The organism is bacterium, from assembly GCA_019912885.1.
In the GTDB taxonomy this organism is placed as follows: Bacteria; Lernaellota; Lernaellaia; order JACKCT01; family JACKCT01; genus JAIOHV01.
In genome coordinates this window covers 14538-35295 of sequence record JAIOHV010000184.1, presented here as the reverse complement: position 1 = coordinate 35295, position 20758 = coordinate 14538, and the positions used below count along the sequence as shown (strand labels likewise).

Sequence of the window (20758 nt, the reverse complement as noted above, 5' to 3'; positions counted from 1 at the left end):
GATTTCGCGCCATGAGCAACGGCGAACCCACGCAAACGCATTGGGACTCAATCCTCTATCCTCTATACTCCATCCTCTTTTGCGATTTGCGATTCCACTATTTTCTATTTCCTGTTTCCTGTTTCCTGTTTCGCTAGCATCCGCAAGCGAAACCCCCTGGGTCCAGTCCGACACCATCGCCGTCAGTCCGCGCCCCTTGGTGACGATCGACGTCGCGGGCGACGTGGAAGTGGTCGCGGGCGACGCGGCCGAGGTGCGCGTGCGTTCGCTGGCGCGTAAGCGCGGCGAGACGAAGGGCGGCAAGCCGGCCGCATCCTTGTCGCCAACAGCGGAGGGCGCGAAGATTTCCGTGCGCGATCTTTCCACGTCGAAGTGGGACGTGCGCGTGGAGATTCGCGTGCCAAAGGACGCGACCCTCGAGTTGCGCATCGACTCCGGCCGCCTGTCCGCGCGCGGCCTTACGGGCGACGTGCGCGGCGAGATCGACGGCGGCGCGCTTGCCCTGGCGCAGCACGAGGGCGGCGTGGACATCCGTCTCGATGAGGGCGCCGTCGCGCTCGAGGATTATCGCGGCGAACAAAAGCCGGTGAAGATCGTCGGCGACGAGGGACGCGTCACGGTTTCGCTTGCGGGCGTCACCGCGGGGATGGGGCTGATCAAGCTCGACAAGGGCGACGTTTCGCTATCCCTCGAACGCAAGACGAAAATCGCGATTTCGGCCGCCGTCACCACGAAGGGTGCGGTTTCGACCGATCAACCGATATCGCGCCCGGACCCGACGGCGGCCGTCTTCACGGCGAACAAGGGCCGCTACCTCTGGGATCTCAAGGTCGAGGAAGGCCGCATCGACCTGAAGCTGCCGAAGCCGTAAAAAAAAGGCTGAAAGACGGGGAGTCTGAAAGGCTGGAAGGTCATCGCAAGGAGCCGCGGATTTATGCGACGACCTTTCGGACTTTCAGCCTTTCAGCCTTCCGGTCTATTCCTGCGATGTTCAGAAACGGAGAGAGAGGGATTCGAACCCTCGGTACGGCTCAACACCGCACACACGATTTCCAGTCGTGCACCTTCGGCCGCTCGGTCATCTCTCCAAACACGTTTATCCCTGGGAACGCCGAACCCCAGTTCGGCATTCGTTTCTCCTGGGAGCGCCGAACCCCAGTTCGGCAAATAAAAAATCGGAGAGAGAGGGATTCGAACCCCCGGTACGGTAAACCGTACAACGGCTTTCGAGGCCGCCGCAATCGACCACTCTGCCATCTCTCCGTGGTCTTCGGCTCGCGGGCGCGCGCGCCGCGTGCGCCGTTCGATTTTCAAGTCAGGGCGTTGCCACCCGCTCCCTTACGGTCGCGGCTCCGACGTCCTGTCGCGTTTCGCGCGAAAAAATTCCGTCAACAACTCGCCGCACTCCTCGGCCAGCACGCCGCCCGTTACCTCCGGGCGATGGTTCAGCCGCGGATCGGCCAGAATATCATACAAGCTCGTCACCGCACCCGCCTTCGCGTCCGTCGCGCCGTACACCACGCGGTCGATCCGTGAGAGCACGATCGCCCCGGCGCACATCACGCACGGCTCGAGCGTGACATACAGCGTGAGCCCCGACAGCCGCCACGCGCCGGTCGCCCTCGCCGCCTCGCGGATAGCCAAAAGTTCGGCGTGCGCCAGCGGATCGCGATCCGTTTCGCGCCGGTTATGCGCCGTCGCGATAACCTCGTCGCCGGCCGCGATGACGCACCCGATCGGCACCTCGTCAAGCGCAAGCGACGCCTTCGCGGCCTCGATCGCCGCGCGCATCATGCGCGTATCGCGCGCCGCGGTATCGTCGGCCATCATCGCGCGGGGATTTCTAGCAACGGGCATCCGATGGGTCAAGGAGGAATGTGGAATTGCGAATTGCGAATGGGGAATGCCGTCGCAAGAGGCGGTATGCGATTTCGTTCGCAATTCGGTCAAACGATTGCGGCAAACAGATCATATTCGGTCGAGTCCTCGACCTTCGCCGGGACAATATCGCCAAGGCGGATGTCCGTACCCTCCGGCGCGTGGAGATACGTCACGCCGTCGATCTCCGGCGCCTGGGCGATGGTGCGCCCGACGTGCGTGTAGCGGTCGTCGCCCGTCGCGGCGAGCTCTTCCTCGACAATCACCGGCAGCGTTAAGCCGCGCCGCGACGCGAGGATTTCGCGCGAGATGCCCTGCTGCAGCGTCATCAGCCGGTCCATGCGCTCGTTCGCGATTTCCTCGTCCACCTGCCCGTCGAAGCGATACGCCGGCGTATTCTCCTCGCGGCTGTACGGAAACACGCCCAGGTTGTCGAAGCGCTGCTCCCGCACGAAATCCATCAGTTCCTCGAAATCCGCTTCGGTTTCGCGCGGCGAGCCGACGATGAACGTCGTGCGGATCGCGATATCCGGCATCGCGACGCGCAGCTTCGCCAGCAGACGCTCGTGCCCCGCGCGGTCGAGGTGCCGGTTCATCGTCGCCAGCATCGGATCGCTGATGTGCTGAAACGGGATGTCGATGTACGGCACGACCGCCGGAATCTCCGCCATCGCCTCGATCATCGCGTCGTCCAGATGCGCGGGATGCGCGTAGAGCAGGCGAATCCAGCGGATGCCGTCCACGGCCGCAAGGCGCCGCAACAGCTCCGGCAGCCGCTTTTCGCCGTAGATATCAAGCCCGTAGGAGGTCAGATCCTGCGCGACGAGCGACAACTCCACGGAACCGTTTTCGGCCAGATAGTCCGCCTCGGCGACCAGGTCGTCGATCGACACGGAACGGTGCGCGCCGCGGATGCGCGGGATGACGCAGAACGTACAGCCATTGTCGCACCCGTCGGAAATCTTGAGGTACGAGCGCCAAGGCGGACCCGCGATGAGGCGCTCTCCGGCGACCGGCTCGTTGAGCGCGCGCGAACTGAACTCCCAGCGCCGCGTGCGGTCCGTGAACCACGTGCGGACCATTTGCGGCAGCCCGGTCATCTCGCGCACGCCGACGATCAGGTCGAGCTCGTCCATCTCGCCGACGAGCTCCTCGCGGTAGCGATCCGGCAGGCAGCCCGCCGCGACGACCATGCGCGTCTCGCCGCGCTTTTTCGCTTCGATCTCCTCGAGCAGCGTGTCGACGGACTGCTGCGCCGACGGGCCGATGAAGCCGCAAGTCGTCACCACGACCGCGTCCGCGGGACCGTCGGACACGAGCCGCCACCCTTCGCGGGCGAAATTGCCGGCGACGCGTTCCGTATCCACAAGGTTTTTCGCGCACCCGAGCGCCACGATGCGCACGCTCCCGCGCGCCCCCGGCGCGGCCGGGTTGCCGTTGTCGGCGATATCCATAGCCATGATGGTTCCCGCGCGGGCGTGGAAATCGCCCGCGAAAAAAGGCCGTGAATTATCGGAAATGCCGCCGGCGTATGCAAGGCCGGGTTTGTTTTATGCGGTACACGGAAAACACGATGAAAACACGGAGGACACGGCGGATGCCGAATATTCGCGGCCGTGCCTACGCGTCCATTCGGCCCATCCTGTCCATTTTGTCCATTGAAACCGGATCAGGAACGGGAATAGGTCCGCGGGCGGCTAATCTTTGTAAAACACGAAATAAATGATCGCGATCGAGGACGCCAGGAAACCGAACGTAAAAACGACGATCGGTACCAGTTCGTTGAACTCGAAGTCGCCGAGCGTGCTGATCGATTCGGTGTGCGTGCCCCAACTGTAGTGGTAGCTCAGCGCGTATCCCCAAAAAGCCAGGGCCAGCGTGATGACCTTCGACGAACGCACCCACATCCCGAACGCGACCATCAGCGCCGTCGCGGCAAGGACGAAGGGATTGGTCATGATCGCCAGGACGTTTTTCGCCGCCCACGCCGCCTCGAGCCCCGCGAGGTTCCTGGCGAAAAAGCCCGTGTCCGTCGCCTCGGCGGCGCGCACGACGAGCGACAGGAAGATGGTGTCGATTGTCATCAAGGTTACGTTCTCTTTAGCCGATCGAAACGGGTTTGAAAACGCCACAGTATCGGCATGCAGGCGTACCTTACCTTCGATTCACTTTTTTCGCACGAAAGCCGCGAAAAGTGATAGGGTTTGGCGCCTTTCAACTTGAACCTGGACGGTCGACCGGAGACTCTTCCCGGCCGACCGCCCCCCGAATGGGAGATTTCCATGCTGGAGCATCGGTTCTTTCTGGTCTTCCTTCTGGCTTTCGCCGTTGCCCTGGCCGGCGGTTGCGGGTGCGGCGATGACGATGACGATGACGATGACGATGACGACGACGCGGGCGATGACGATGACGACGACGATGCCGGCGACGACGACGACGCGGACGATGACGACGCGGACGACGACGACGCGGACGACGATGACGCGGATGACGACGACGCGGATGACGACGACGCGGACGACGATGTGGCCGACGACTGGTTCCCGCCGCCGGACGGATGGTCCGCTGTCTATGAGGTCTTCGAGTACCTCGGCAACACCTATGATTTTACCGCCACGGTGATCGGTGAGGAGATGATCGAAACCGAGCCGTTCACGCGCATCGATATGGGCAACTTTGGCGGGGCGGACAAGGTCGGCCTTCGCGGCTGGTTCGATTTTTCGACGCCATTCCAGATCGGCTTCCGCCGAGGCGAGGTCTACTGGACGAATCAGGTAAAAGGCGGCGGAGGAGACACGGAACCCGACGGCGAATTCGACATGACCGATCCGCCGTATATCCTCGGAAGCGCCACGCTGAACGATCCGCAGGTGGACGAGGGATCCGGCACCTGGACGATCTTTGGCGACACGACGGCCTACACGATGGAGTTGACGACGACGACGCTCGATCTGGACGCCAGCGTTGACGTGCCTTTCGGCACCGTGGACGGGTGCGTCAAATTGCAGGTGGACAGTTTCGAAACGTTCGACGCCTACCCGGACTCGAACATCACGGCGATTTTCTACATTCACCCCCAGTATGGATTCGTGAAGATGGAAAGCGCCAGCTCGTTCGCGTTCGCGGGTTTCGCGCCGCAGCTCAAGGAAATCCTGACGCGCTGACAGCAACGCCTGAAAAGAAAAGACGGGGCTCCGGCGACGGGGCTCCGTTTTTTTTCGTGCGGCCCCAGGACAAGCCCCGGCCCCTTGCGAGCGCACCGGCCGGCGTGTATATAAACCCGTCCGTTTTTCCACGCGCGCGCACCGGGGCTCATGCTTTTCGACTCGTTCATCGGGATGTTCTCCCAGGACATGGCCATCGACCTGGGAACGGCCAACACGCTCGTCTTTCTGAAAGGGCGCGGCATCGCCTTTTCCGAGCCGTCCGTCGTCGCCGTGACGAAGGATTACCGCGGGATGAAGCGCGTCCTTTCGGTCGGGAAAGAAGCGAAAATGATGGTCGGACGCACGCCCGGCCACATCGTCGCCATCCGCCCCATGCGCGAGGGCGTCATCGCGGATTTCGAGGTGACGCGCGAGATGCTGCGCTACTTCATCCGCAAGGCGCACAACCGCAAGACCCTCGTCCGCCCGCGCATCATCATCTCCGTGCCCTACGGCATCACCGAGGTCGAAAAGCGCGCGGTGAAGGAATCGGCGATGAGCGCCGGCGCCCGCGAGGTTTATCTCGTCGAGGAGCCGATGGCCGCGGCGATCGGCGCGGGCCTGCCGATCACCGAACCCTCCGGCAACATGATCGTCGATATCGGCGGCGGCACGACGGAGGTCGCGGTCATTTCGCTGGCCGGCATCGTGCTTAGCCAGTCGGTGCGCGTGGCCGGCGACAAGATGGACGAGGCGATCATCCAGTACCTGAAAAGGAAGTATAATCTCTTCATCGGCGAAGGCACGGCCGAGCGCATCAAGCTGACGATCGGCACGGCGTATCACACCGACGAACTGATGACGATGGAGGTCAAGGGGCGCGACATGGTCGCGGGCGTCCCGCGGACGATCGAGATCAACTCCGACGAGATCCGCGACTCGATGATCGAGCCGATCAACGCCATCGTGCAGGCCGTGCGGCAGGCGCTCGAGCGCACGCCGCCCGAGCTCGCTAGCGACATCGTCGACAAGGGCATCGTGCTCGCCGGCGGCGGCGCGCTTTTGCGTCATGTGGACGTGTTGCTGCGCGAGGAGACGGGGCTGCCCATCACGATCTGCGACGATCCGCTGTCGGCCGTCGTGCTCGGCGCCGGCAAGATGCTCGAGGAAATCGACCTGCTGCGGCAGGTCGCGCTACAGACTTAGGGCGCGCGACGCCTTGGGCGTCGCGCCCGGGCGATTCGCCCGAAACGGACGCGATGCGGGGTTTTCTTTCCCAACACCGGGCCTTTCTGCTGGCCGTTCTGCTGGTGCTGCTTGGCTTGCACCTGGCCACGTCCTCGCTCGACAAGGGCGAGGACACCGGCCAGATTGGCCGCATCATCCTTGACGTCTACACCCCCGTGCACGCCGCGATCGCCTGGCCGATCGAGCGCGTTGCCGATTATCTCGAGGAATACGTCTTCATCTTCGGCGCGGGCCGCGAAAACAAGCTCCTGCGCGACCGCGTCGAGGAGCTGACGCTCGAGGTCGCCCGGCTGCGCGAGGCCGAGCGCGAGAACGACCGCCTGCGCACCCTCGTCGCGTTCCGCGAGGAGCGGGCGAAGGAGGCGATCGTCGCCAAGGTCATCGCCCGCAACGTTTCGCAAGAATTTCGCACCGCGATCGTCAACAAGGGCCGCAACGACGGCGTCGAACGCAACATGATCGCCTACACGCCGAACGGCCTTGTCGGCCACGTCACCGAGGCGACGGCGCGCGCCGCGAAGATCCTGCTGATCGTTGACGGAACGTCCGTCGTGGACGCGGTGGCGCAATCGACCCGCGCGTCGGGCCTCGTGCGCGGCCGGGGCGCCGCGACGTGCGTCATGGAATTCGTGCAACGGACGGACTCGGTCGAAATCGGCGATTCGGTCGTCAGCTCCGGCGTCGGCGGCGTTTTCCCGTCCGGCTTTGTCATCGGCGCCGTGACGTCGATCGACAACGAATCCAACGACATGTTCCAGAACGTCGAGATCACGCCCGCGGTCAATTTCGCGGACATCGAGGAAATCCTCATCGCGCCCGGCATACCCGCCCCGCCGCCGGAACTCGCGGAGACCGTGCGATGAGCGGTTGTTCTGTCGCGCGAACCGCAGGCGGCCTCTGATGCAGGCGCTTCTCTTCCTCGTCGCCGGCGTCGTGCTTCTCGTGCTGGAAAACCTCTGGCGCGTGCGCTGGCCGATCGCCGAAACGGCGCCCGCGCTGGCCGCGCTCGCCGTGACGTTTATCGCCATCTCCGGCCGCGCGGGCCGGGCGCTGGTGTTCGCGTTTTTGTTCGGGCTTGCGCTTGACGCGCTTGGCGGCATCATGCCGGGCATGCACGCGGTGATTCTCGTCGTCATGGCCTATGCGATTTCCGAAGGCGGAAAGTATTTCTACCTGCGCAGCATTCCCTATCAGACGATCGCCATCGTGCTGATGTCCGCCGCGCTCGTGTTCGGCCGGCGCGCGTTCGTGCTGCTTTTCGAGTGGGGCGAGGCGCCCGGCGGTCTTTTCGCCGCGTTCCTGACGATGACGGCGCTGAATCTCGCGGCGGGGCTTCCGCTTTTCCACCTGCTCGCCGGCCTGGACGAGCGGACAAGCCGCGACCGGCACGAACCCGCGCTGACGCTGCAACCCTGGTAACGCGCATGTGGGAAGCGACCGATTTCGCGGACAGCCCAAGCCGGCCGATGACCGGGTTTCTCATCGCGATCATCATCGGGTTTGTCGTGCTGCTTTCGCGCCTATGGTACCTGCAGGTGATCCAGGGCGACGCGCTCGAGGCGAAATCCGTCCGCCAGCAGATCCGCGAGATCCGCATCCCCGCCGCGCGCGGCATCATCTACGACCGGCGCCACCGCATCCTCGCCGAAAACCGGCCGAGCTATAATGTTTTCTATCACCCCGAAATGCTGCCCGCGGACGAGCGCGTGCCGTTTTTGCAGGCGATGTGCGAGGAGCTCGGCGTCGATTTCGAGGTCGCGCGACGACGCCTTGAGACCGGCCACAACCGCCAGCCGATCAAGATCAAGGCCGACATCGACCGCGCGGAGGTCGCCCGCATCAAGACGCAGGCGATGGCCTACGGGCCGAAGTATCCTCTCGATATCGAGGTCGAGACGACGCGCGTCTATCCGCCGGATGTCGTCGCCGGCCACGTGCTTGGCTACACGGACGAGATCGATCAGGACCGCCTGGACCTGCCGCGCTACGCCGACTATCGCCCCGGCGACCTTGTCGGCAAGACGGGCGTGGAGGAAGGCTACGAGGAATACCTGGCCGGCGTGTACGGCCGGCACCGCGTGGAGGTGAACGCGCGCGGTGCCGCGATCCGCGAACTGGAGGTCGAAAAGGGCCTGCCCGGGCGCGATCTCGTGCTGAACATCGACGCCGACCTCATGAAGGCCGCGGCCGAGGCGATGGAAGGCCGCGCCGGCGCGATCGTTGCGATCGATCCGCGAAACGGCGCGGTGCGCGCCGCGCTCTCCACACCGGGATTCGCGCCGGATCTGTTCTCGAGCCCCATCTCGCGCGAGACGTGGCAGGGGTTGCTCAATGATCCGAAAAAACCGCTCGCCAACAAGTTCCTGCGCGGCATGTACCCGCCCGGCTCGACCTTCAAGGTCGTCACCGCGCTCGCGGCGCTCGAAAACGGCGTCATGACGCCCTGGGACGTTGCCTACTGTCAGGGGTGGTGGAAGTTCGGCGGGAGACGATTCCGGTGCCACAACGAAAAAGGCCACGGCTTCGTCAATCTGCAATACGGCATCGTCCACTCCTGCGACGTGTATTTTTATCGCATGGCGTATCAGGTCGGCATCGACACCATCGCGGAGATGGCCAATCGCCTGGGCCTCGGCGTGCCCGTGGGCATCGACATCGTCGGCGAAAAGACCGGCCTCGTCCCGACGCGCGCGTGGAAAAAGCGCGTGCACAATGTCGAATGGTATCCCGGCGACACGCTGTCCGCGGGCATCGGCCAGGGCTCCGTGCTCACGACGCCGCTGCAAATGGCCGTCGCCTACGCCGCGATCGCCAACGGCGGCACCGTCTTTGCTCCGCGCGTCGTGAACTACGTCGAGGATCCCTACGGCGAGCCGCTCCAGATGCAGGATCCCGTCGTCATGCGCCAGCTCAACTTCAAGGAACGCAATATCCGCGCGGTGCAGGACGCGCTCGCGGGCGTCGTCAACGACTGGGGCGGCACGGGCAAACGCGCGAAAATGAAAAAGGTGCGCGTCGCCGGAAAGACCGGCACCGCGCAGGTCCGCAACATGAAAGCGCGCACGCACTGGAGCCTTCTGCCTTACGAGGCGCGCGACCACGCGTGGTTCGTGGGTTACGCGCCGGCGGAAGACCCGGAGCTTGTGGTGTCGGTCATCGCCGAGCACAGCGGCCACGGCGGCGTGTACGCGGCGCCTGTCGTCAAGGCGGTGCTCGAGCGCTATTTCGAAACGCGCGACATGCCCGACGCGCGCGACGTGGACGAACCCGCGACGACCGTCGCCGCGGCGCATTGATGGGGCTTCTCGCCGCCAAGCCGCGCTCGCCGTATCGCCTCGCGGGCCAGGCTTACAGCGCGCGCGTCGGACGGGGCGTGCGCGGGCGATTCGATTTCGCCATCGCCGCGGTCGTCGCCATCCTCGTCGGCATGGGATTGATGACGCTCTACTCCGCGGTCATGGGCCTTCCCGGCAAGGAGGCTCTCTTCGCGACGCAACTTCGCTGGGTCGCCGTCTGCGCCGCGATGATGTTCTTCGTGTACCTCATCGACTACCACGTCTATTCCGCGGCGGCGTATTCGATCTTCGCGGTCAATGCGCTTCTTCTGGCCCTGACGCTCCTTGTCGGGCAGGAGGTGAAAGGCGCGTCGCGCTGGCTCGGAATCGGCTCGTTCACGTTCCAGCCGTCGGAGCTATCGAAGATCACCCTCGTGCTGGCGCTCGCGCACTACTTCGCGAACACGCCGCGCGTGTCGGGCTATCGCCTTGTCGATCTGCTTCCGCCGCTTGGCATCACGCTCGTCCCGACGGTCCTCATCCTGCTTGAGCCCGATCTCGGCACGGCCGTCTTGCATCTGGCGATCTTCGCCGCGATCTGCCTGTTTGTCGGCGTGCGCAAAAAATCGCTCGTCGGCGCGTTCGTGTCCGGCGTGCTCGCCCTGCCCGTCCTGTGGTTTTTCGTGTTCCACGACTACCAGCGCGCGCGCATCCTGACGCTGTTCAACCCCGAGGCCGATCCGCTCGGCACGGGCTACCACATCCGCCAGTCGCTCATCGCCGTCGGCAGCGGCAAGATGTTCGGCAAGGGGTTCCTCGATGGCTCGCAAACCAAGCTGCAATTCCTCCCCGAAACGCACACCGATTTCATCTTCTCCGTTGTCGCGGAGGAATGGGGTTTCCTCGGCTGCCTCATTGTACTCGCCCTGTTTTTCACGCTCGTCATCTGGGGCGTGAACGTCGCCGCGTCCTCCAAGGACCGCTTCGGCTCCATCGCCGCGTTCGGCCTCGTCTCGATCCTCTTCTGGCACGTCATCATCAACGTCGGCATGGTCCTGAACCTCCTGCCCGTCGTCGGCGTCATCCTCCCGTTCTTCTCCTACGGCCGAACGTCCGTGTTCGTCATGCTGTGCGTCGTGACGATGCTGCTGAATATCAATGGGAGGAGGTATGTGTTTGAGTAGCTGCCTTGGGTCCGCCGGGCGCCAGCTCGGCCTGCGATTCCCTGGGAACGCCGAACACTAGTTCGGCATAAAAAACATCCGATGCCGAACTGGTGTTCGGCGTTCCCAGGATCGGCGCGAGCGGCAAAATCCGCCCGCCCACGCGTCAAAACGCCGTCATTCCCTGCGCTGGCCGATTTGAAGTCAACTGCGCAACTAATTGATATCGCTTCGTTTTATCGTAGTACCACTCGGCCAAGAAAATTGGCCGAAAAATTGAAAGGGAATACGTCCGGACAACCATCGTTGGGAGCGGACGTATGCGTTCTGCGCGGATTCAACGGATTTTCTTTTCGCTTGCCATCGCCGCGGCGGCGGTGTTTTCGGCGTGGGTCGCCCTCGCGGCGGCGCCAAACGTCTGGTCGATGCGGGCGATTTCCGACGAGCCCTATTTCTGGTCGTGGCGGCCTTGCGGCGCGTCGGTCACCAGTGGCGGCACGCTTTTCGTCGCGTACGCCGGCGACGCGGTTTATCTCGCCTCGATATCGGCGTCCGATGTCGAAATCGTCACCGTGGACGAGACCTCCGGCGCGACCGGCGCGGTCGCCATCGCGGCGACGGGCGACGGCGCTCTCGCGATCGCATACGCGGTACGCGACGAGATTCGCGTGGCGCTCGTGGACGAATCCGCCATCACGGTGGCGACCGTCGCTTCCGCCGTCGATCCCACGGGCGACGTTTCCATCGCGTCCGACGCGGCGGGGCTGCACGTCGCGTATTTCGACGGCGGCTCGTCCGCGATTTTGTACCACGCGGCGGCAAGCGGCCTTGCGTTTAGCGGGGCGACGACGATCGCGGCGGGCGCGGGCCCGTTCGCGCGCCTTTTCATCGAAAAGAGCGGCTACCTCGCCGTCGCGTATGGCGACGCCGCGGGCGTGCAGCTTCGACGCAAGGTCGCCGGAAACTTCCTGTCGCCGGAGCTTGTCGGCATTGCGTCAAACGGCGTTGGCGCGCTCGATGCCGTCAGCGAATTCGCGGTCGCGGATCACGTCGCGTATCTCGACGGCGACGATCTCGTCCACGCGCAATCCGGCCCGTCCGGCTTCACGCAAACGCGCTTTGACGACACGCCCGCGCAAGCGCCGATCGACCTGGCGCTTCTCGACGGCGCACCGCGCGTTCTCTACCACAGCGCGCTGACGACGCGCCTGCGGCTTTATTCCGACCAGTGGTACGACGCGCTGTTTTCCGCGCCCGGGCGCACGCCCGCCGGGGTGCTGGCGTACGACGAAAACGGCGAGCGCATCATCGTGCGCGTCGTCGAGGCGGAAAAGGCGCATCGCCTGACGGTGCTGTTTCAGGGCAACGAAACGATCATCGACACGGGCCGCGCGGCGGGGCGCAATCCGTCCATCGACGTGTTGCCCGATGGGCGCGTCGCCGCGGCATACGTCGCCGTGTCCGCGCCGGACGGATACGAGCGCCTGATGCTCGCGCTCGATGACGGCGACGCGGTGACGGAGCGCGAGATCTTCGATTTTCTCGGCGGCTCCGGCGACGTGCATATCGCGTCGCGCGCGGACGGCGAACTGCTCATTGCGCATACCTCCGTGCCGGCGCTCGGCTCGCGTCGCGTGCTGCGCCAGAAGGGCATGCCCGACGATCCGCTCGACGTGACGGAGGTTTTCAAGACGAGCTGCGCCGGCAACGGGCCGTTCGTGAAGTCGGCCATCGGTCCGGACGCGGACTGGATCGTGTACGCTTACACCTGCGGCCTCGCCGACCTGGGCGCGATCGAATACGGATTTTCCGAGGGCAAGGGCCTCATCGCCGAGGCGGGTGTGAACCTGAAAAAGGATATCGCCGTCGCGATCGACGCGAACGGCTACCCCTGGGTCGCCTACGTCGATCCGGCGACCAATCCGCCGACGCTGCGCGTCGCCGCGCACACGGGCGCGTCCTGGACCGTGTACGATCTTGCGGCCGGGTGGTTTGACGCGCCGGGCGCGGCTTTTGACGCCGCCGGGCGCTTTCACGTCGCGGCGAACGAGACGGGTTTCGGTATACGCGGTTACGCGCTCGACGACGCCGACGTGTCCGCGCAACCGGTCGTCGCCGGCGCGTTCGCGGGGCCGGTCACGATGGTCCCGGGCCGCAACGGCCACCCGGTTGTCGCCTTCCGCACCGTGGGGCAAAGCGTGCGTTTCGCGTTTCGCGACGTGGCCGGATGGCGCACGACCAACGTGGAGGTTGACGCGCGCTCGGTGGACCGCGTCGCGCTTGCCGTGGACGCGGACGGCTTTCCCGTGATCGCGTTCTACGATCTGTGGGACAAGGACATCGTCTCGGCGTCGCCGGACCCGTGCCGCGATTTCGACGGCGACGGGCACCTGCACGATTCCTGCGCGGGCGGCGACGATCCCAACGACCTTCGTTCGGATATTTACGACGGCGCGCCGGAGCTTTGCGACTCGGTCGACAACGACGGCGACGGCCAGATCGACGAGGGTTGCCCGTCGGGCGATGACGACGACGATGACACGGGCGACGACGACGCGGCGGACGACGATGTCGCGGATGACGATGGATCGGACGACGACGCGGCGGACGACGACACGTCGGATGACGACGCGACGGATGATGACGCATCCGACGACGATGCGACCGATGACGACGCAGCCGATGACGACACGGACGCGGACGACGACGTGACCGACGCGGCGACAAGCGCGGATGGCAGCGGTATCGCCGCGCCCGGCGACGAGGCCGCGTGCGGCTGCGGGTGCTGAGGGGAGCGGTCAGCGGTCAGCCGTCGGCCGTCAGCCGTCAGTTGTCAGCCGCCAACCGTGAACAGCTGAAAGCTGATTGCTGATCGCTGAAAGCCAACGGCTTCAGGGCACAATCGTCAACAGCACGGAATCGGCGCCTTCCGTGCGCGCGCCGCACACATCCTCGAGACCGACGAACACGCGGTGCTCGCCTTCGGTCAGGCGGATGTTGAACCCCAGAATGAACTGGTCGGGATCCTCCGACACCGCGCCTTGGCAGGCGACGATGCTGGGGATGTACGCGGCGGGCTTGTAATCGTCGATGGCCTGCGGATCGACCGCGGCGAAAATCTTGCCGCCGGCGAGGTTGCAGTCGTCGTCGCGATAGTCCATGCCGATGCCGATCGTCTCGTTGACCTCAAACACCGAGCCCGGCGGAAAGGCGTGAATCTCGTCGCCGATCTTCTTGATGATCCAGAGTTTCACGATTTGCGGTCGCTCGTTGCCGCGGCAGACGGCAAGGCTCTCGTCCTCCGGTTCGCCCTCGCCTTCCTCCTCGCACGACGCAATCGCAAATACGGCAGCGGCAAGCGCAAGCACGAGAACAAGGCGCACAAACCTGGCCGTGAAATGTCGAATGGATGGAAGCATCGGGGGATATTCTAGGTAAGCGCCGGTACGGCGACAACCGGTCTTCGCGGACTTTTCGATAATTTGCCCGGTCCCGCCCGCGGACGGAAATCGACGCGAAACCCCTTTCGCGGCGCGCTCAAACCAGTAGAATGCGCCTTGATGCCCAAATCCTTTCGATCCGTGCCGCTTCTCGCGCTTCTCGCCGCCCTGTCGCTTCTTGCCGCGGGATGCGGCTGCGGCGACGACGATGACGACGGCGGCGGCGCGCCCATCGACGACGACACCGGGACGGATGACGACACGGACGGCACGGGCCCATCCGACGACGATAGCGACGACGACGATAACGATGACGACGACGACGACGACGATTTTGAGTTCGACGACGACGCGGACGACGATGACGACGACGACGCCGACGACGACACGAGCGATCCCACCGTCGAGAGCCTGATCGCCTCCGGCAAGGACTGGCTTTCCATCGGCGAGGGCGACAAGGCGCGTCTCGACTTTCTCGCCGCGTACGCCCTTGACCCGGCGCACCCCGAGACGAGCTTCGGCGTGGTGATGTCGAACGCCGTTCACGAATTCGACGTGTTCGGCATCATCTACGACTACGTGCTGTCCGTGCTCGATTACGGCGGCCCGGTCGCGGCCGAGGAAGACAATCTGCTCGACACCGTGCTGCAGATCGTCGCCGACGGCCTGGTCGTCGATCGCGCGGCGGAGCTTGCCGATTATGCCGGCATCGCGCTCGCGCTTGGCGATCCGCAATTCACGCACGACGGCATCCCGATCTTCCTGCACTTCGAGCATGTCGCCACGCTTTCGACGCAGTTCGACTCCGGCGAGCTGCACGCGGCGCATGCGTTCGCGGCGCTGTTCTCCGGCGTGTTCCGCCACCTGACCGCGATATCGCTCGACACCGACGTGTCCGCAGTCTTTGTCATCATGGACATTCTCGACAGCGGCCTGCCCGACGACGAGAAACTCGGCGCCATCGTCGACCTTCTGATCGATATGCTGACCAACGACGCCTTTCCGGATTTCCTGACGCTGCCGCCGGCGAATGTTCCGGACTTTCAGCTCGCCGGCCTGACGCTCGGCGACGGCTTCGGCGCGTTTGCGGCGATGGCCGACGCGATCCGCGTGGAGACCGACAACCCCGAGGACGACGTGTTGTCGTATTTCGACGCCAACGGATCGTTCACATGGGACGACGGCGAACCGTTCGTGTTGCCGTCATACGGCGCGTTGTCCGACGACGAGATGCTTCTGTTCGAGGGACTGGTCGAGATGTCGCGCGACCTGCGCGACGCCTTCTGGGACGACACCGCCAAGGACGTCGATCCGGCGAACGACAATCCGTTCCCGCTCGCGGACCTCAACCCGATTCTGCGCTACTTCGGCCTGCCGCCAGTCATTCCCGACTGGGCCATCACGCGCATCGACATCGGCGACTTCTACGCCGACCCCGGCTACGACGGAATCAAGCAGCTTCTGCTCGACGTTCTATTGGCGCTGGATCAGACGCTGCCCTAGTGTCGAATTCCGAGTGTCGAGTGACGAGTGGTCGTCGCAACAAGCCTCAGCGTGACTTCGCTGTTTTTCGGGAAGTGACGACAATCTTTAGTATCTCCGATGTCTCGTTCACCAGGTCCGCAATTCGTTCGTCTTTAACGAAACCACTTTTTATCAAGAGTTCCATCCAGAACAGCGATTCGTCACACTCTTCCTCGACGATGCCCAACTTGAAAATGAAATCGTTCTTCGATTTCGCGCGGCATGCCGCGCGATAGTTCGCCGCCACCGACGTACCCGAACGCAATAGTTGCCGGGCCATGACATCCGCCGAGCGGGACTTCGGGAGTGATTCGGCAAGGCGAACGATGCGCAACGCCATCGCCGATGTTCGCTCGCGGAGATTGTCGTGTTTCATGGACCACGTCCTTGAAATTTCTAGTCGCTCGCCCGTTCGACACTCGACACTCGACACTCGTAATTCGTCACTGACGTGGGTGCGCCTTTCGCGACACCGCCGTGCCCGCCATCGCCGGCTGGCTGAGGCGCTCCACGAGCCGGCGTCCGCGCGCATAGATGCGTCCCACGGGCGAAAGCGAAAATGGCGTTTCCAGAAGTTGCAAGATCGCGCCGTCGGGATCGCGAACGAACGCAGCGCGGTGGCCGGGCCGATCGCTCGCCGGCTCCGTGAGAACCTCGCCGCCAAGATGCGCCACGCGGCCGAGCGCGTCGTCCAGATCGTCCACGCTAAGCGCGACGAACTGAATCCCGAGGCGGTCGAAATCGTCGCGGATCGGGTCCTTGCCGCCGGAGGCGAACCAATAGAGCGTCAACCGCCCGGTGCGCCCCGCGCGCAGGTCCGCGCGCACGACCTCCACGCCCGCGAGGCCGAAAACCCGATGCACGATGCGCGGATCGAGCGTCTCGGAACGCAGAAGGCGAAGCCCGAACGCGCCGCGATAGAACTCGACGCTGCGCGCGAGATCCGACACCGTCAGCGCCGCGTGGTCGACACCGGTCACCGCCATAGGGGGGAAGCCTCCTTGCGGCGCATTATAGGAAGGGCGCGCGCGCGCGTCACCCGGCGGCGGATGGATTGGAAAGCTGGAAGTCGCACAGTCTGGAAGTCTGGAAGTCCGAACGGCTGAAAGGTCATCGCAAGATCACGGCGGCGCGTCCTCGCACGAAAAAAGCGAACGCCGTGACCCCGCGCGTGCCCGATGGACACGATGGACTTGATGGACAGGATGGACAAAATGGACTGCGCGAACGCAGATCCGCGCGCCCATTGCGATGGCCTTCGAGCGTTTCAGCCTTTCAGCCTTCCAGCCTTCCAGCGTCCCAGCCTTCTCCGTCACACCGCGAGGCCCGCGGCCTTGTCCTTGTCGCGGCAGCATTTCTTGTACTTTTTCCCGGAGCCGCACGGGCACGGATCGTTCGGGCCAACCTTCGCCGCCGCGCGCCGCACGGTGACGCCCTTGGATTTTTCCGGCGTCGCTTCGCGCGCTTGCTGCCGTACCAGCGCCTCGCGCCCGTAACTGAGAGGCCGGGCCGGCGCGCGCCGCCGCCGCTGAAACATTTGTTCGTCCGGCTCTTTCACCTCGAAGCGCAAAATCTTTTCGAGCGCCTGTTCGCGGATGCGGTTGCCCATATCCTCGAACATGTCGAAACCTTCCTTCTTGTACGCGAGCAGCGGATTGATCTGGCCATAACCGCGCAGCCCGATGCCGTCGCGCAGATGGTCCATATTGAGCAGATGGTCCTTCCAGTTGACGTCGATCGTCGTCAACAGGAAGAAGCGCTCCGCGTCGCGCATGATCGTCTCGCCGACTTCCCTTTCCTTGGCCTGGTAGGCCGCCTTTACCGCGGCGATGGCATCCTCGCGCACGGCCTCGGGCGTCATGCCAAGGCGCGCCTCCTCGTCGTAGGCCGGAAGCTCCGCGCCAAAGCGCGAGCGGAACACCTCGCGCAATTCCTCCCACGGCCATTCCTCGGGATATGTCTTCTCGTCGATGAACTCCGCCACCTGGCCTGACGCGATGTCCTCGATCGCGCCGAGATACTCCTCGGCGAGATCCTCGCCGGTCAATACGCGCCGGCGCTGCTCATATACGACCTCGCGCTGTTTGTTCATGACGTCGTCGTATTCGAGAAGGCGCTTGCGGATGTCGAAATTGTGGCCCTCGACCTTCTTTTGCGCGTTTTCGATCGCCTTGCTGATCCACGGGTGGAAGATCGGCTCGTCTTCCTTCACGCCGAGGCGCGCGAGCATGCTGTCCATGCGCTCGGAGCCGAAGATGCGCATCAGGTCGTCGTCGAGCGCCAGATAAAACACCGACGCGCCCGGATCCCCCTGGCGCCCGGAACGGCCGCGAAGCTGGTTGTCGATTCGGCGCGACTCATGGCGCTCCGTGCCGATCACGTAAAGCCCGCCGAGTTTCAGCACCTCTTCGCGTTCGGCGTCGCAGAGCTTTTTCTTCTCCGCCAGGATCGCCTTGTACTCGCCGGAATCCTCGTCGAGGACCGCGCCGTCGTCGTGATCCTTGCGCCACTGGCTGATCGCCATGAACTTCGCGTTGCCGCCAAGCACGATGTCCGTGCCGCGGCCGGCCATGTTCGTCGCCAGCGTCACCGCGCCCTTGCGCCCCGCCTGCGCGACGATCTCCGCCTCGCGCCCGTGGTTCTTGGCGTTCAGAATTTCGTGGGGCACCCCCGCGCGTTTGAGCATCAGGGAGAGCATCTCGTTTTTCTCGATGCTGATGGTGCCGACGAGCATCGGCTGACCCTTTTCGTTCGTCTCCTTGATGTGACGCACCACCGCGTTGAATTTCTCCTTGGCGCTGCGGTAGATCGTGTCCGCCTCGTCCTCGCGGATCATCGGCATGTGCGTCGGAACGACAACGACATCCAGGTCGTAGATTTTCTTGAACTCCACCGCCTCCGTGTCCGCCGTGCCGGTCATGCCCGAGAGCTTGTCGTACATGCGGAAGAAATTCTGGAACGTGATCGAGGCGAGGGTCTGCGTTTCGTTCTCGATCGTGACGCCCTCCTTCGCCTCCAGCGCCTGGTGCAGGCCGTCGGAGTAGCGCCGACCGGGCATGAGACGGCCGGTGAACTCGTCGACGATGATGACCTCGCCGTCCTTGACCACGTAATCCTTGTCGCGCGCGAAAAGCGTGTGCGCCTTCAGCGCCTGCTGCACGTGGTGAAGCGTCTCGATCTGGTCCGGGTCGTAGATGTTCTCGACGCCGAGCGCGCTTTGCACGCGCTCGACTCCGGACTCGGTGAGAATCGAGGAGCGGTGCTTCTCGTCGACGGTGTAATCCTCGTCCTTGCCAAGGCGCGGGATGACGCGGTCGATGACGTAATATTTGTCGGTCGAATCCTCCGTCGCGCCGGAGATGATGAGCGGCGTGCGCGCTTCGTCCACCAGAATCGAATCGACCTCGTCCACCACGGCGAAATGGAATCCGCGCTGCACGAACGACGTGGGATTCAGCTTCATGTTGTCGCGCAGATAGTCGAATCCCAGCTCGTTGTTGGTGGCGTAAGTGACGTCGCACGCGTACGCCTCGCGCCGCTCCACGTCGGAAAGACCGTGATAGATCGTGCCGACGGTGAGCCCGAGAAAGCGGTAAACGCGCCCCATCCACTCCGCGTCGCGGCGGGCGAGGTAGTCGTTGACCGTCACGACGTGCACGCCCTCGCCGGTCAGCGCGTTGAGATAGACGGGCAGCGTGGCGACAAGCGTCTTGCCCTCGCCGGTTTTCATCTCGGCGATCCGGCCCTCGTGCAGGACGAGGCCGCCGATGAGCTGCACGTCGAACGGCCGCATGCCGAGCGCGCGTTTGGCCGCCTCGCGCACGACGGCGAACGCCTCGGGCAGGATGTCCTCGACGGTTTCGCCCCGGGTCAGGCGCTCGCGAAACTCGTCCGTCTTTTTTTGAAGCCGCTCGTCGGAAAGGGACTGGATATCCGGCTCGAGCGTGCCGATCTGCTCGGCGATCTTGCGGAGCCGCTTGATCTCGCGATCGTTTTTCGTGCCGAAGATCGAGGAAATGATGGAAGCCATGGTCGAATCCGCCTCGTTGAGGTCGCGTCGGGTTTTGGGTTGTCGAACGGAGTGCGCGCCGCGATCCGCGACGGACGGCTACGGGCCTTGCGGACTCGCGGGCGCGATTTCGGCGAGGTACGCCGGCAGGTATCCGTGCGGGTTGACGGGGATATCCATGACGCGCACCTCGTAGTGCAGGTGCGGGCCCGTGGACCGGCCCGTGCTTCCGACAAGGCCAAGCGGCGTGCCGCGCTCGACGGGCGCGCCTTCGGTCGCCAGCGTCTGCGCCAGATGCCCGTAATGCGTCGTGACGCCGCCGCCGTGATCGACGACGATGTAGTTGCCGAATCCCGGATGATGGCCGACGAAAATCGCGCGTCCGGCGGCCGGTGCATTGATGACGGTGCCGATCGGCGCGGCGATATCGAGCCCTTCGTGCATTCCGATCTCGCCCGTGAACGGGCTGGAGCGCACGCCGAACTCGCTGGTCACCCATCCGCGCACCGGCCACATCGACGGGCGATCAGCAATCTCACCGCGCCGGCTCCGGAAATAGCGGCGAAGCTTCGTCAGGCCCGCGAAATTTTCCTCGCTGTCCCGGGCGATCGCCGCCATCGCCTGTCGCATCCGCACGATGTCGTGCGTCTCGAAGCTGTCGTCAAGCGGGAGTTTCGCGTCCACGCCGCCGGTGGCGATCAGCGGCTCGCCGTAAGCGGCGATGCCCTGCTCGCGGCGGATGTCTCGCTCGAGGCCGGCCGTCGCGGTGACGGCGCGGCGCAGTTTCATGACCTCGTCACGCAGTACGGCGAGTTGGCGCTGGCGCTCTTCCACGCCCTGGCGCTCGCGGCGCACCTGCTTTTTCAGATCGCCCGTCTGGCGCTCGGCGACAGCCAGCTCCATGCGCGCACTGACGTAATCCAGCACGCCGACGCCGAAACCGAGCGCCGCAAGACCCGCGGCCATCGCCACGCGCGTGATCGTCGAACGCCGGATCTCAAGACGCCGGGGCGCACCCTCGCCCTGCGGGAGGATCAGGATGGTCAGGCGATCGTTGGGCTTTTTGCTCATGCGT

Annotated in this window: 17 protein-coding genes and 2 tRNA genes; 9 read left to right on the top strand and 10 right to left on the bottom strand. The window is 64.5% G+C overall.

Features of this window, described 5'->3' with window-relative positions:
- Positions 1 to 199: 199 nt before the first annotated feature.
- Positions 200 to 871, top strand: a complete 672-nt coding sequence (locus K8I61_16170; protein MBZ0273574.1) for a hypothetical protein — start codon at positions 200 to 202, stop codon at positions 869 to 871.
- Positions 872 to 998: 127 nt separating this feature from the next.
- Here K8I61_16170 and K8I61_16165 read toward each other — a convergent pair.
- From K8I61_16165 to K8I61_16145, 5 genes are all read right to left on the bottom strand, one after another.
- Positions 999 to 1088 (bottom strand) — tRNA-Ser (locus tag K8I61_16165).
- A gap of 88 nt (positions 1089 to 1176) precedes the next feature.
- A tRNA-Ser gene (locus K8I61_16160) sits at positions 1177 to 1263 on the bottom strand.
- Positions 1264 to 1338: 75 nt separating this feature from the next.
- A complete protein-coding gene (gene tadA / locus K8I61_16155) occupies positions 1339 to 1827 on the bottom strand; it encodes a tRNA adenosine(34) deaminase TadA (GenBank protein MBZ0273573.1) in 489 nt (162 codons plus the stop codon).
- A gap of 119 nt (positions 1828 to 1946) precedes the next feature.
- Entirely contained in the window at positions 1947 to 3338 is a 1392-nt protein-coding gene (rimO, locus tag K8I61_16150) for a 30S ribosomal protein S12 methylthiotransferase RimO (protein ID MBZ0273572.1), read from the bottom strand.
- A gap of 237 nt (positions 3339 to 3575) precedes the next feature.
- On the bottom strand, positions 3576 to 3962 hold the full coding sequence (locus K8I61_16145) for a hypothetical protein (GenBank protein MBZ0273571.1): 387 nt from the start codon (positions 3960 to 3962) through the stop codon (positions 3576 to 3578).
- Positions 3963 to 4160: 198 nt separating this feature from the next.
- Here K8I61_16145 and K8I61_16140 point away from each other — a divergent pair, with 198 nt between their 5' ends.
- The 7 genes from K8I61_16140 (at position 4161) to K8I61_16110 (ending at position 13499) form a co-directional block, all read left to right on the top strand.
- Positions 4161 to 5042 (top strand): hypothetical protein, encoded by an 882-nt coding sequence (locus K8I61_16140; GenBank protein ID MBZ0273570.1) that lies wholly within the window; start codon positions 4161 to 4163, stop codon positions 5040 to 5042.
- Between the two features lie 174 nt (positions 5043 to 5216).
- Positions 5217 to 6230 carry a rod shape-determining protein gene (locus tag K8I61_16135; GenBank protein ID MBZ0273569.1) on the top strand — a complete coding sequence of 338 codons (1014 nt, stop codon included), beginning with the start codon at positions 5217 to 5219 and terminating at the stop codon, positions 6228 to 6230.
- A 53-nt stretch (positions 6231 to 6283) separates the two neighbouring features.
- Positions 6284 to 7135, top strand: coding sequence for a rod shape-determining protein MreC (mreC, locus tag K8I61_16130; GenBank protein MBZ0273568.1), 852 nt, complete (start codon positions 6284 to 6286; stop codon positions 7133 to 7135).
- A gap of 37 nt (positions 7136 to 7172) precedes the next feature.
- A complete protein-coding gene (mreD, locus tag K8I61_16125) occupies positions 7173 to 7691 on the top strand; it encodes a rod shape-determining protein MreD (protein MBZ0273567.1) in 519 nt (172 codons plus the stop codon).
- A gap of 47 nt (positions 7692 to 7738) precedes the next feature.
- Positions 7739 to 9568, top strand: a complete 1830-nt coding sequence (mrdA, locus tag K8I61_16120) for a penicillin-binding protein 2 (protein ID MBZ0273566.1) — start codon at positions 7739 to 7741, stop codon at positions 9566 to 9568.
- Positions 9568 to 10731, top strand: a complete 1164-nt coding sequence (gene rodA / locus K8I61_16115; protein MBZ0273565.1) for a rod shape-determining protein RodA — start codon at positions 9568 to 9570, stop codon at positions 10729 to 10731. The genes mrdA and rodA overlap by 1 nt, the downstream gene beginning before the upstream one ends.
- Positions 10732 to 11030: 299 nt before the next feature.
- Positions 11031 to 13499 carry a putative metal-binding motif-containing protein gene (locus K8I61_16110; protein MBZ0273564.1) on the top strand — a complete coding sequence of 823 codons (2469 nt, stop codon included), beginning with the start codon at positions 11031 to 11033 and terminating at the stop codon, positions 13497 to 13499.
- 102 nt (positions 13500 to 13601) lie between these two features.
- On the opposite strand, the gene K8I61_16105 is transcribed toward K8I61_16110, so the two are convergent.
- Positions 13602 to 14129 carry a hypothetical protein gene (locus K8I61_16105; protein ID MBZ0273563.1) on the bottom strand — a complete coding sequence of 176 codons (528 nt, stop codon included), beginning with the start codon at positions 14127 to 14129 and terminating at the stop codon, positions 13602 to 13604.
- 141 nt (positions 14130 to 14270) lie between these two features.
- On the opposite strand from K8I61_16105, the gene K8I61_16100 reads away from it, so the two are divergent.
- Positions 14271 to 15653 carry a hypothetical protein gene (locus K8I61_16100; GenBank protein MBZ0273562.1) on the top strand — a complete coding sequence of 461 codons (1383 nt, stop codon included), beginning with the start codon at positions 14271 to 14273 and terminating at the stop codon, positions 15651 to 15653.
- A gap of 46 nt (positions 15654 to 15699) precedes the next feature.
- On the opposite strand, the gene K8I61_16095 is transcribed toward K8I61_16100, so the two are convergent.
- From K8I61_16095 to K8I61_16080, 4 genes are all read right to left on the bottom strand, one after another.
- Positions 15700 to 16050 (bottom strand): four helix bundle protein, encoded by a 351-nt coding sequence (locus K8I61_16095; protein ID MBZ0273561.1) that lies wholly within the window; start codon positions 16048 to 16050, stop codon positions 15700 to 15702.
- 67 nt (positions 16051 to 16117) lie between these two features.
- Positions 16118 to 16660 (bottom strand): VOC family protein, encoded by a 543-nt coding sequence (locus K8I61_16090; protein ID MBZ0273560.1) that lies wholly within the window; start codon positions 16658 to 16660, stop codon positions 16118 to 16120.
- Positions 16661 to 16986: 326 nt separating this feature from the next.
- On the bottom strand, positions 16987 to 19704 hold the full coding sequence (gene secA, locus K8I61_16085; protein ID MBZ0273559.1) for a preprotein translocase subunit SecA: 2718 nt from the start codon (positions 19702 to 19704) through the stop codon (positions 16987 to 16989).
- 78 nt (positions 19705 to 19782) lie between these two features.
- A complete protein-coding gene (locus K8I61_16080; GenBank protein ID MBZ0273558.1) occupies positions 19783 to 20754 on the bottom strand; it encodes a peptidoglycan DD-metalloendopeptidase family protein in 972 nt (323 codons plus the stop codon).
- Positions 20755 to 20758: the final 4 nt, after the last annotated feature.

What these genes read in the sequence shown, in the direction of transcription:
- tadA (MBZ0273573.1), bottom strand. Translation starts at nt 1,827, where the DNA reads ATGGCCGACGATACCGCGGCGCGCGATACGCGCATGATGCGCGCGGCG.
- rimO (MBZ0273572.1), bottom strand. Translation starts at nt 3,338, where the DNA reads ATGGCTATGGATATCGCCGACAACGGCAACCCGGCCGCGCCGGGGGCG.
- K8I61_16145 (MBZ0273571.1), bottom strand. Translation starts at nt 3,962, where the DNA reads ATGACAATCGACACCATCTTCCTGTCGCTCGTCGTGCGCGCCGCCGAG.
- K8I61_16140 (MBZ0273570.1), top strand. Translation starts at nt 4,161, where the DNA reads ATGCTGGAGCATCGGTTCTTTCTGGTCTTCCTTCTGGCTTTCGCCGTT.
- K8I61_16135 (MBZ0273569.1), top strand. Translation starts at nt 5,217, where the DNA reads ATGTTCTCCCAGGACATGGCCATCGACCTGGGAACGGCCAACACGCTC.
- mreC (MBZ0273568.1), top strand. Translation starts at nt 6,284, where the DNA reads ATGCGGGGTTTTCTTTCCCAACACCGGGCCTTTCTGCTGGCCGTTCTG.
- mreD (MBZ0273567.1), top strand. Translation starts at nt 7,173, where the DNA reads ATGCAGGCGCTTCTCTTCCTCGTCGCCGGCGTCGTGCTTCTCGTGCTG.
- mrdA (MBZ0273566.1), top strand. Translation starts at nt 7,739, where the DNA reads ATGACCGGGTTTCTCATCGCGATCATCATCGGGTTTGTCGTGCTGCTT.
- rodA (MBZ0273565.1), top strand. Translation starts at nt 9,568, where the DNA reads ATGGGGCTTCTCGCCGCCAAGCCGCGCTCGCCGTATCGCCTCGCGGGC.
- K8I61_16110 (MBZ0273564.1), top strand. Translation starts at nt 11,031, where the DNA reads ATGCGTTCTGCGCGGATTCAACGGATTTTCTTTTCGCTTGCCATCGCC.
- K8I61_16105 (MBZ0273563.1), bottom strand. Translation starts at nt 14,129, where the DNA reads ATGCTTCCATCCATTCGACATTTCACGGCCAGGTTTGTGCGCCTTGTT.
- K8I61_16100 (MBZ0273562.1), top strand. Translation starts at nt 14,271, where the DNA reads ATGCCCAAATCCTTTCGATCCGTGCCGCTTCTCGCGCTTCTCGCCGCC.
- K8I61_16095 (MBZ0273561.1), bottom strand. Translation starts at nt 16,050, where the DNA reads ATGAAACACGACAATCTCCGCGAGCGAACATCGGCGATGGCGTTGCGC.
- K8I61_16090 (MBZ0273560.1), bottom strand. Translation starts at nt 16,660, where the DNA reads ATGGCGGTGACCGGTGTCGACCACGCGGCGCTGACGGTGTCGGATCTC.
- secA (MBZ0273559.1), bottom strand. Translation starts at nt 19,704, where the DNA reads ATGGCTTCCATCATTTCCTCGATCTTCGGCACGAAAAACGATCGCGAG.
- K8I61_16080 (MBZ0273558.1), bottom strand. Translation starts at nt 20,754, where the DNA reads ATGAGCAAAAAGCCCAACGATCGCCTGACCATCCTGATCCTCCCGCAG.